Annotated in this window: 9 protein-coding genes and 1 pseudogene; 8 read left to right on the top strand and 2 right to left on the bottom strand. The window is 73.9% G+C overall.

All coding sequences use genetic code 11. The features are described 5' to 3' along the window. From AF1_RS35125 to AF1_RS11575, 4 genes and pseudogenes are all read left to right on the top strand, one after another. Positions 1-218 (top strand): annotated as a pseudogene (locus AF1_RS35125) (hypothetical protein); the annotation flags it as partial. Then, the gene (locus tag AF1_RS11585; protein WP_174548846.1) at positions 211-1431 is read left to right on the top strand and encodes a glycosyltransferase family 4 protein; all 1221 of its coding nucleotides are present in this window, start codon (positions 211-213) and stop codon (positions 1429-1431) included. The pseudogene AF1_RS35125 and the gene AF1_RS11585, both read left to right, overlap by 8 nt. A gap of 249 nt (positions 1432-1680) precedes the next feature. Continuing rightward, positions 1681-2694 (top strand): TerC family protein, encoded by a 1014-nt coding sequence (locus AF1_RS11580; protein ID WP_067796459.1) that lies wholly within the window; start codon positions 1681-1683, stop codon positions 2692-2694. A 77-nt stretch (positions 2695-2771) separates the two neighbouring features. After that, complete coding sequence (locus AF1_RS11575) at positions 2772-4982, top strand: acyl-CoA dehydrogenase (protein WP_067796456.1); 2211 nt, start codon at positions 2772-2774, stop codon at positions 4980-4982. A 99-nt stretch (positions 4983-5081) separates the two neighbouring features. Here the strand turns inward: AF1_RS11575 and AF1_RS11570 are convergent, their stop codons facing one another. Next, positions 5082-5423: a hypothetical protein gene (locus AF1_RS11570; protein ID WP_067796443.1), complete on the bottom strand. Its 342-nt coding sequence runs from the start codon at positions 5421-5423 to the stop codon at positions 5082-5084. A gap of 122 nt (positions 5424-5545) precedes the next feature. Here AF1_RS11570 and AF1_RS11565 point away from each other — a divergent pair, with 122 nt between their 5' ends. Genes AF1_RS11565 through AF1_RS11550 form a run of 4 tightly spaced genes read left to right on the top strand, consistent with a single transcriptional unit; the run spans position 5546 to position 9864 of the window. Beyond that, a complete protein-coding gene (locus tag AF1_RS11565) occupies positions 5546-5968 on the top strand; it encodes a hypothetical protein (protein WP_067796440.1) in 423 nt (140 codons plus the stop codon). Next, positions 5965-6834, top strand: a complete 870-nt coding sequence (locus AF1_RS11560; RefSeq protein WP_067796437.1) for an AAA family ATPase — start codon at positions 5965-5967, stop codon at positions 6832-6834. Before AF1_RS11565 ends, AF1_RS11560 begins: the two co-directional genes overlap by 4 nt. 1 nt (position 6835) lies before the next feature. Next, a complete protein-coding gene (locus tag AF1_RS11555; protein WP_067796434.1) occupies positions 6836-8242 on the top strand; it encodes a vWA domain-containing protein in 1407 nt (468 codons plus the stop codon). 11 nt (positions 8243-8253) lie between these two features. Beyond that, complete coding sequence (locus AF1_RS11550; RefSeq protein WP_242608650.1) at positions 8254-9864, top strand: adenylate/guanylate cyclase domain-containing protein; 1611 nt, start codon at positions 8254-8256, stop codon at positions 9862-9864. Here the strand turns inward: AF1_RS11550 and AF1_RS11545 are convergent. Then, a complete protein-coding gene (locus AF1_RS11545; RefSeq protein WP_067796430.1) occupies positions 9861-10616 on the bottom strand; it encodes an RlpA-like double-psi beta-barrel domain-containing protein in 756 nt (251 codons plus the stop codon). The two genes, AF1_RS11550 and AF1_RS11545, sit on opposite strands and share 4 nt — an antisense overlap. Positions 10617-10628 lie beyond the last annotated feature (12 nt).

The following is a 10628-nucleotide window of genomic DNA, read 5'->3' as shown; positions in this document are numbered from 1 at the left end:
CCGGGGTGCTGGGCGGCGCCGCGGGCGGCGCCGCCGGATACGGGGTCGCCGCGCTGTTCGGCCCCGGCGGCACCGGCCCGGCCGGTGAGCTGCGCAACGTCGGGACCGGGGCGCTCGCCGCGCTGGCCGCCGGCGCGGTATTCCTGATCATCGCTTTCGTGATCGACGGCCGTGACCTGCGCGCCGTCCTCACCCGGAAGGTGACACGCCATGGCTGACAACCGGGATCTGGACGGGCTGCGCGTCGCGCTCGTCCTCGGCACCAGCGCGGGCGGCGTCGGGCGGCATGTCCGGTCCGTCGCGGCGGGCCTCGCCGGACGCGGCGCCCGCGTGCTGGTCTGCGGGCCGCCGTCGACCGAGGAGATGTTCGGGTTCGGTGACGCGGGCGCCCGGTTCGCCGAGGTCGACCTCACCGACCGGCCCCGTCCGGTGAACGACGCCAGGGCCGCCGCCCGGCTGCGTTCGCTGCTGCGCGGCGCCGATGTCGTGCACGCCCACGGGCTGCGGGCCGGTGCCCTCGCCGTGGCGGCCCGCGCGCGGGTCGCGCCGGAGCCGCTGCGGTTCTCCCGGGGAGGCCCGCCGCTGGTCGTCACCCTGCACAACGCCGTCATCACCGGCGGGCGGACGGCCGCGGTGTACGGGATGCTGGAGCGGATCGTGGCCCTCGGCGCCACCCGCGTCCTCGGCGTCTCTCCCGATCTGGAGGAACGGATGCGGTCCCTCGGCGCCCGGTCGGTGGGGCACGCGATCGTTCCCGCGCCCGCGCCGCAGGCTCCGCCGGGCCCGGCCGTCCGCGCCGACCTGCGGGCCGAGCTGGGCGTGGGGGAGCGGCCGCTGATCATCACGGTGGGGCGGCTCGCCGCGCAGAAGGGCCTGCCCACGCTGCTGGACGCCGCGGCGGTGTGGGCGGGACGCACCCCGCCGCCGCTCGTCGCGATCGTCGGCGACGGCCCGCTGGAGGACGAGCTGCGCTCCAGGATCGAGGCCGAGGACCTGCCCGTCCGGCTGCTCGGCCGCCGCTCCGACGTCCCCGGGCTGCTGGCCGCGTCCGATGTGGCGGTCGTGCCGAGCGTGTGGGAGGGGCAGCCACTGATCGTCCAGGAGATCCTGCGGGCGGGCCGGCCGCTGGTCGCCACGCGTGTCGGCGGCATCCCCGCCCTGGTCGGCGCAAGGGACGCTGCGGGGGGAGCGGCCGGGCGGCCCGCGGGCGGGTCGCTGCTGCACGGACCGGAGAGCGAGGCGGCGCTGCTGGTGCCGCCGGGCGACGCCGAGGCGCTGGAGCGCGCGGTGAGCCGCGTTCTGGACGACCCGTCGCTCGCCGCGCGGCTCGGCTCGGCCGCCGCCGAGCGCTCGGCGCTGCTGCCCGGCGAGGACGACGCCGTCGACCAGCTCGCGAGCATCTACCGGGAACTGACCGACACCCGGCGCTGACACCGCGCCGCCGGGTGCCTTGGACGCGCCGACCGGGGCCGGGGTTCGGAACGGGACCGAGAAAAATCGGCGGCGCGGGAACCGTCCCGGCGCGGGCCGCGTTCAAGGAGATAACGGAGGGGAGTATCCCCGCGCGCGGTGCTCGTCAATACGGTCGGCCCATGCCGGCCCGGGTTCCGCGGCCCGCGCTCGGTTTTCAGGGCGGGAGAGACCTCCGGCGCTCGTTCGTGTCCGCCGGAGGTGTTCACATTGTCCGTCACCCCATGGGTCTGGGCCCTGACCATAGCGGGGATCCTCGCGGTCATCGCCGCCGACCTGTTCCTCATCCACCGCAACGACACGCGGGAGTTCACCACCCGCAGGGCCGCGTTCTGGTCGGTGGTCTACATCGGTCTCGCCGTGCTGTTCGGCCTCGGCGTGTGGATCTTCGCCGGTGGCCGGTACGCCGGCGAGTACTTCGGCGGGTTCGTCACCGAGAAGAGCCTCAGTGTCGACAACCTCTTCGTGTTCATGGTGATCCTCGCGCGGTTCGCGGTGCCGAAGCAGGCGCAGCACACCGTCCTGATGGCGGGCATCGTGATCGCGCTGCTGCTGCGCGGGTTGTTCATCGCGGTCGGTGCCGCCGCGATCTCGACGTTCACCTGGGTCTTCTTCATCTTCGGCGCGTTCCTCATCTGGACGGCGTTCGGGCTGGTGCGCGGCGGCGACGAGGAGGAGTTCAAGGAGAACGTGCTGCTGCGGTGGGCCAAGCGCGTCCTCCCGACATCGGACGAGTACGACGGCAGCCGGTTCGTCGCCCGGCGGGACGGCCGCCGGCTGCTCACCCCGATGGCCGTGGTGATGATCGCGATCGGTTCCACCGACGTGCTGTTCGCGCTGGACTCGATCCCGGCGATCTTCGGGCTGACGACCGAGCCGTACCTGGTGTTCACCGCCAACGCGTTCGCGCTGATGGGGCTGGTCCAGCTGTACTTCCTGCTCGGCGGCCTCACCGACCGGCTCGTCTACCTCGGGCACGGGCTGGCGTTCATCCTCGGCTTCATCGGCCTCAAGCTGATCTTCCACGCGCTGCACGAGTACGGTGTCGCGTGGGCGCCGGAGATCCCGATCTGGCTGTCCCTCGCGGTGATCGCCGGAACCCTCGCCGCGACCACCGTGGCGAGCCTCGCCGCCGGCCGCCGGCCGTCCGCGAAGGGGATGCACGAGCCGCTCCACGAGATCGAGGTGGACGAGGCGGACGCCCCCGCGACACGCGAGGGCTGAGACTTGCGCCACGCACTCCCACTGACCCGAACCCTGTTCTAGAATCTCGGTCAAAAGGTCTGAGAGAGGGTTGACGCATGGCCATCGGGCTGACCGAGGAGCACGAGGCGCTCGCCGAATCGGTGCGCGGCTTCGCCGAGCGCAACATCCCGGCGGCGGCCGTCCGGGCCGTGCTGGACGCGGACGAGGAGACCAGGCCCGGGTTCTGGCCCGCGCTGGCGGAGCAGGGCCTGCTCGGCCTGCACCTGGCCGAGGAGCACGGCGGCCAGGGCTACGGCCTGCTGGAGCTGTCGGTCGTGCTGGAGGAACTGGGCCGCGCCGCCGCGCCCGGCCCGTTTCTGCCGACCGTCCTCGCGAGCGCGGTCATCGACGCGTCCGGCAACGCCAAGCTCCACGCGGAACTGCTGCCCGCGCTCGCCGACGGGTCGAAGACCGGCGCCGTCGCGCTGGACGGCGCGCTGACCGGCCGCCGCGACGGCGACTCCCTGGTGGTGTCCGGGACGTCCGGGACGGTGCTCGGCGCCGCGCTCGCCGACGTGATCGTGCTGCCGGTCGCGGTGGACGGCGGTGAGCAGTGGGTCGCGGTGGACGCCGCCGACCTCACCGTCACCCCGGTCGCGAGCCTGGACAGGGGCCGCCGCGTCGCCGCCGTCGAGGCGTCCGAGGTCGCCGTCGGCGCCGACCGCGTCGTGGACGGCCTCACCGCCGGCCGGGTCCGGGACCTCGCCGCCGCGCTGTTCGGCGCCGAGGCCGCCGGCCTCGCCGGCCGGCTGGTGACGACCGCCGCCGAGTACGCGAAGGTGCGCGAGCAGTTCGGCCGCCCGATCGGGCAGTTCCAGGGCGTCAAGCACAAGGCCGCCCGCGCGCTGATCGCGCTGGAGCAGGCCCGCGCCGCCGCGTGGGACGCCGCCCGCGCCATGGACGAGGGCACCGGGGCGGCCGGGGCGGCACAGACGCGTTTCGCCGCCGCCGTCTGCGCGGTCGTCGCGCTCGACGCCGGCGTCCAGACCGCCCGCGACGCCATCCAGATCCTCGGCGGCATCGGCTTCACCTGGGAGCACGACGCGCACCTCTACCTGCGCCGCGCCCTCACCCTGCGGGCGCTGCTCGGCTCGTCCGCGGGCTGGGCCGCCGAAGTCGCGGGGCTCGCGCTGGCCGGGGGCCGCCGCGAGGTCGTCCTCGAACTCGACGAGGACGCCCAGCCGCTCCGCGAGCGCATCCGCGCCGAGATCGCCGAGCTGGCCGCGGTCGAGGACAAGGACGCGCTCGCCGCCCGGATGGGCGACGAGGGCTGGACCGTCCCGTACTTCCCGAAGCCGTGGGGCCGGGAGGCCGGCCCGGTCGAGCAGATCCTCATCCAGCAGGAGCTGAAGGCCGCCAAGGTCAAGGCCCCGAACCTGGGGATCGGCGCGTGGCTGGTCCCCTCCCTGGTCCGCTACGGCTCCGACGAGCAGAAGGAGCGGTTCCTGCGCCCGACGCTGCGCGGCCAGATCGTCTGGTGCCAGCTGTTCTCCGAGCCGGGCGCAGGGTCCGACCTCGCGTCGCTGTCGATGAAGGCGGAGCGGGTCGAGGGCGGCTGGAAGCTCACCGGCCAGAAGATCTGGACGTCCCTGGCCCACCACGCCCAGTGGGGGTTCTGCATCGCCCGCACCGACCCGGACGCGCCCAAGCACGACGGCATCACCTACTTCCTGGTGGACATGAAGGCCGCGGGCGTGGACGTCCGCCCGCTGCGGGAGCTGACCGGCGAGGCCCTGTTCAACGAGGTCTTCCTGGACGGCGTGTTCGTCCCGGACGAGCAGGTCGTCGGCGAGGTGAACCGGGGCTGGCAGGTCGCGCGGAACACGCTGTCGAACGAGCGGGTGTCGCTGTCGACCGGCGGCGGCCTCGGCATGGGCGTCCCCGAGCTCCTGCGCTTCTTCCAGGACCGCGACCTGGACCCCGTCGCCGCCGCCGAGGTCGGCGGACTCGTCGCGCAGGGCCAGTCGATCGACCTGCTCGGCCTGCGCACGACCCTCAAGCAGCTGAACGGCGTGGAGCCGGGCGCGGAGGCCAGCGTCCGCAAGCTCCTCGGCGTCCAGTTCAACCAGGACGTCGCCGACTACTGCTGGGCCGCCCAGGGCACGGCCGCCGCCACCGAGGTCCCCCTGACCGAGAGCGGCATCGTCGCCCGCGCCATGCTGTTCAGCCGCGCCATGACCATCTACGGCGGGACCACCGAGGTCCAGCTGAACATCATCGGCGAACGCCTCCTCGGCCTGCCCCGCGACCCCGAGCCCGGCAAGTAGGGCGGGGCACGGAGGTTGGGCCTCAGCCACCGGCCACGGGCCGGGCGACCGGAGGGCGCCCGGCCCGTGGCGGAGGTACCCGGGGGTCGCCCCCCTGGGTCAACGCGGCCGGAAGGCGTAGGTGAAGTTGATCAGCACGATGCCCGCGATGGCGAAGAGCAGGCCGGGCAGGCCGGCGTTGACGACGCCGATCGCGCTGAGCGGGATGGCGGCGAGCAGCGACAGCACCGCCATGGCCAGGCTGTGATCGCGTTCACCGCCGCGCGATGCCGGCGGGGCCGGGCGGCGGCCGGGCCGCGGCGCGGCGGCGCGCGTGCCGAGTGCCTCCTCGATGCGGTCCACGACCTTCTCGATGAAGGCGTCGTCGTAGTCGGGCCCCAGCTCGCGCCGGGCCGCCATCGCCGCCGTGAGGTCCTCACGCGGCAGCCGTGGGATGGTCATGGTTCCGTTATAGGCGGGCACCCTCCCCGCCTGCCTCACACCCAGGGGCGAACCGTCCCGTACCCCAGAGGTATTAAGCGCAATACACTGCCGCTTTCTGTGCAGATCAACCGGAGGTCTCGGTGACCCGTGCGAGTGTCCTCGGCGTTTGCGCCGTCGCCATGATCGTGTTGAGCGGGTGCGGCGGCGGCGAGGAGAAGGACGCCGCGGGGTCCGCCCCGTCCGCGCCGGCGACGACCCTGGCGCCGCTGCCGGCGGTGAAGCCGTCCGAGGTCAAGCCGCTCGTCGGACGCTGGGTCGGTACCGCCAAGGACTACTTCCAGTTCACGGCCGGCGGCAATGGCGTGTGGGTGCGGGGCAAGCAGAAGCTGTGGAGCGGGTCGGTCATCCCCGAGGGCGGCGGCGAGTTCCGCTTCTCCTGGAAGGGCGGCGATCCGCAGACCGCCTCCTACTGGGGCGTCTCCCTGGAGGACGAGACGACGCTCGTCTTCGCCGGCACGAACCAGAAGTACAAGAAGGTCGTCGCGAAGAAGGGCAACGGATGACCGACGGGATGTTCGCCTCCCCGGCCGATGTGGAGGCCAGGCTCGCCGAGGTCGGCTACCTCGCGGACGAGGCGATCGCCACGACCGCCTACCTCGCGCAGGCGCTCGGGAAGCCGCTGCTCGTGGAGGGGCCGGCCGGGGTCGGCAAGACGGAGCTGGCGAAGGCCGTCGCCGCGGCGACCGGCGCGGAGCTCATCCGGCTGCAGTGCTACGAGGGCTTGGACGAGGCACGCGCGCTCTACGAGTTCAACTACAAGAAGCAGCTGCTGGCCATCCAGGCCGCCCCCGCCGACCGGGCCTGGCAGGAGACCCACGACGACATCTTCTCCGAGGAGTTCCTGCTGGAGCGGCCGCTGCTGGCGGCGATCCGGCGCCCGGACCCGACCGTCCTGCTGATCGACGAGGCGGACAAGGCCGACGTCGAGGTGGAGGGCATGCTGCTGGAGGTCCTGTCCGACTTCCAGGTGACGATTCCGGAGCTCGGAACGGTCAGCGCGGTGCGGCGCCCGTTCGTGGTCATCACCTCCAACGCGGCGCGGGAGCTGTCGGAGGCGCTCAAACGCCGCTGCCTCTACCTGCACCTGGACTACCCGGCGCCCGACCGGGAACGTGACATCGTCCTCGCGCGGGTGCCGGGAATCGAGGCGGAGCTGGCCGAGCAGCTCGTCCGGACGGTCGGGACGCTGCGCGACCTGGAGATCAAGAAGGCCCCGTCGATCGCCGAGACCGTCGACTGGGCGCGCACCCTGCTGGCGCTCGGCCTGGACGACCTGGACGAGGCCGCCGTCGCCCGCACGCTCGGCGTCGTCCTCAAACACGTCTCCGACCAGGAGCGCGCCGTCAGGGAACTGGGGCTGCGGGGCTGAGATGGCATCGCTCGTCGACCGGCACACCGGGTTCGTGGCGGAGCTGCGCCGGGCCGGGCTGCCGGTCTCGGTCGCCGAGGGCCTGGACGCGGTACGCGCCCTGCAGACGATCGACCTGCTCGACCGCGCGGCGCTGCGCGCCGCGTACGCCGCCACGCTCGTCAAGCGGCCTCAGCACCGTCCGACGTTCGACATGCTCTTCGACCTGTGGTTCCCGGCGGCGGTCGGGGACGGCGCCGGGAGGGCGCCGCAGCGTCCCGCGCGGACGCTCGGCGACGACGGGCGTCCCGTCCCGCCCGCGCTGGACCCGGAGATCCAGGCCCGCCGCGACGAGCTGGCCGGGCTCCTGCTCTCCGGCGACGACGCGGGCCTGCGCCGATTCGCCCGGACGGCCGTCGCCGAATACGGGCGGCCCCCCGGCCAGGAGTCGTGGTTCTCCTCCGGTGTCCTCGCCGCGCTGTCGCCCGACACGCTCATGGCGCGGCTGCTCGGCGCCGTCCTGGGCGGGCAGGAGCGCGGCGGCATGGCCGAGCGGGTCGCGCGCCGGACGTTCCGCGACCGCATCGCCCGTTTCCAGGACCTCGTCGCGGGCGAGGTGCGGCGCCGCATCGCCGAGGACACCGGCGTCGAGCGGACCGCGCGCATCGCCGTCCGCCCGCCGCTGGAACGGCTCGATTTCGCCGGCGCCACCCGGGCCGAGATGGAGGCGCTGCGCCGCGAGGTGTATCCGCTGGCCCGCAGGCTGGCGTCCCGGCTGGTGCAAAAGCAGCGGCACGGCAGGCGGGGACGGCTCGACTTCCGCCGGACGGTCCGCGCGTCCCTGGCCAGCGGGGGAGTGCCGCTCACCACCCGCCACCGGCCGCGCCGCCCGCACAAGCCGGAGCTGGTCGTGCTGTGCGACGCCAGCGACTCGGTGTCGGCGTTCGCGCACTTCACGCTGCTGCTGACGTTCGCGCTGCGGGAGCAGTTCAGCAAGGTCCGCGCGTTCGCGTTCATCGACACCACCGACGAGATCACCAAGTACTTCTCCCCGGGCGCGGACGTCGCGGACGCGATGGCCCGTCTCGCCGCCGAGGCCGACCTCGTCTGGATCACCGGCCGCTCCAACTACGGCCACGCCATCAAGGTGTTCGACGAGAAGTACCGGGACGCGATCACGCCCAGAACGTCCCTGCTGATCCTCGGCGACGCGCGCTCCAACTACGGCGAGCTGTCCCTGCCGATCCTGCGGTCGATGGCCGGCCGCGCCCGGCACGCGTACTGGCTCAACCCCGAGCCGCGCGCCCAGTGGGACACCGGCGACTCCGCCGCGTCCCGGTACGGCGAGCTGCTGCCCATGTACGAGTGCCGCAACCTGGCCCAGCTCACCGCGTTCGCCGAGGAGCTCGCCCAGCCCCGGCCGCAATGATGCGCGCCCGAGTGAGCGATCCCTCCGCGAGACCGCGGCCCAGGCGGACCCTCTTCGGTCCCATCTGGCGGTTCATCGACGGTGCCCCCGGCGACTCGCGCGCCCGCATCGCCCGCCGCGCCCGCATCCTCGTCACGATCGCGACCGGCCTCGCCAACCTCGGCGGCGCGCTGGTCGTCCTCGCGTTCGCGGTGCTCGTGCCCGACCCGGCCGGGCACGTCTCCGCGCGGCTCCAGCGCATCAACCTGATCGTCTTCACCGGCTACGTCGCCGCGGCCGTGCCCGCCGGCCTCCTGCTCGGCGAACGGTTCTTCCGCCGTGTCCGGCGCCTGGTCGAGCGGCACGACGAACCCGGCCGGCACGAGCGGGCCCTGCTGCTGTACGGGCCGCTGCGGCTGATGGCCCTGCACCTGACGCTGTGGGGCATCGGGACGGTCGGCTGGGTCGCCGTCAACGCCCCGTTCTCCGCCCTGCTGGCCGTCAAGCTCGGTCTGACCAGCCTGCTCGGCGGCCTCACCACCTGCACGGTCGTCTACCTGCTCAGCGAACGGCTGCTGCGCCGCGCGGTCACCACGGCGCTGCGCAGCGAGCTGCCGAGCCGCACCGGCCTGCCCGGCGTCGTCGCGCGTTCGGTGCTCGCCTGGGGCCTCGGCACCGCCGTCCCGATCCTCGGGCTGATCACCCTCGCCATCGGCTCCTTCCTCATCGCCGAGGTCACCGTGCGGGACTTCGCCGTCGCCGTGCTCGCGCTCGGCGGCATCGCGCTGGTCGTCGGGCTCGGTGTCACCTACACCGCCGCCCGCGCCATCGCCGACCCGGTCGAATCGGTGCGGCGCGGTCTCGCCCGCGTCCAGCGCGGCGACCTGGACGTCGAGGTCCCCGTCTACGACGCCAGCGAGATCGGACTGCTGCAGGCCGGGTTCAACCACATGGCCGCCGGGCTGCGCGAGCACGAGCGGCTCCGGGACCTGTTCGGCCGGCAGGTCGGCACGGACGTCGCGCGCGTCGCCCTGGAACGCGGCATCGACCTCGGCGGCGAACTGCGCGAGGTTGCGGTGATCTTCGTGGACATCATCGGCTCCACCCGGCTCGCCGCCGACCGCCCGCCCGCCGAGGTCGTCCGGCTGCTGAACGACTTCTTCGCCGTGGTCGTCGAGGTCATCGGCGCGCACGGCGGCTGGATCAACAAGTTCGAGGGCGACGCCGCGCTTGCCGTCTTCGGGGCGCCGCTCCCGCTGGACGGCCTGCCCGGCCGCGCGCTCGCCGCGTCCCGCGAGCTGGCCCGCCGGCTGCGCGCGGACGTCCCCGGCCTGCGCGCCGCGATCGGCGTGTCGGCGGGCGAGGCCGTCGCCGGGCACATCGGCGCCGAGGAGCGCTTCGAGTACACGGTGATCGGCGACCCGGTGAACGAGGCCGCCCGGCTCACCGAGATGGCCAAGAACACCGAGAACCGGGTCTTCGCGGCGGGCTCGCTCGTCGCGCGGGCCGAGCCGCGGGAGGCCCGGCACTGGTCGCTCGGCGAGGAGGTCGTTCTCCGGGGCCGGACACAGGCCACCCGGCTCGCCTCGCCCCGCCCGGCGGCCCGCCCGTCGGCCCGCCCGTCCGGGCGCGTCCCGACCTAGGCCGGGCCGAGGGTGGCGCCCTTCAACGTGGTGTAGAAGGGCGACTCGGACAGCCGTGAGCCCTTCTCCTCGCCGATGTAGACGTCGGCGTGGTTCTCACCCCCGTAGCCGGGGCGGAACAGGTCCATGACCGTCCAGCGGGCCTTCCGGAACGCCGCGCACACCTTGCCCTCGATCGGACGGCCGTTGCCGTCCTTGCCGCAGTCCACGATCGTGAACCGCCGCCCCCGCGCCAGCACGGACCTGTCCGCCGCCGCGGACGCCCACGGCTCCAGCGGACGGCCTCGCGAGTCGCGCGTCGTGTCGTCCAGCCAGAAGCCGACGCTGTGCGACCAGTTCAGGTACCGGCCGCGGTGCGGACCGCCGGTGAGGCGCCCGCTGCCCTCCATCTGGACGACCGTGAGGAAGTCCTCCGGGTACGACCCGAGCGGCGTCTTCCCGTGCGAACAGTGGAAGCGGGTGCAACCGCGGACGGCCTTGCGCCTGCCGCCGTAGAGGCTCTCAAGCGCGGTGTAGTAGGTGGTGATGCGCCACCCGCCGGCCCGCCCGAGCGGCCCGGACGGCTCGGACAACTCGGCCGAGCCGGGTGACTCGGCCGGCCGGGGACGCACCGGCGCCGCGGACACCGTCGTCACGGGATCGGCCGCGGCCGCGGTGGGCGGCGGGACATCGCCCGCCGCCTCCCCGGCGCTCTGGCCGCACCCCGCCAGCGTCCCGCACAGCATCAGCGCCACCGGTGCCGCGCCTCGCATCGCACCCCTCCC

The organism is Actinomadura formosensis NBRC 14204 (assembly GCF_001552155.1).
In the GTDB taxonomy this organism is placed as follows: domain Bacteria; phylum Actinomycetota; class Actinomycetes; order Streptosporangiales; family Streptosporangiaceae; genus Spirillospora; species Spirillospora formosensis.
The sequence above is the reverse complement of the archived record's forward strand: the minus strand, read 5'-3'. Positions and strand labels throughout refer to the sequence as shown.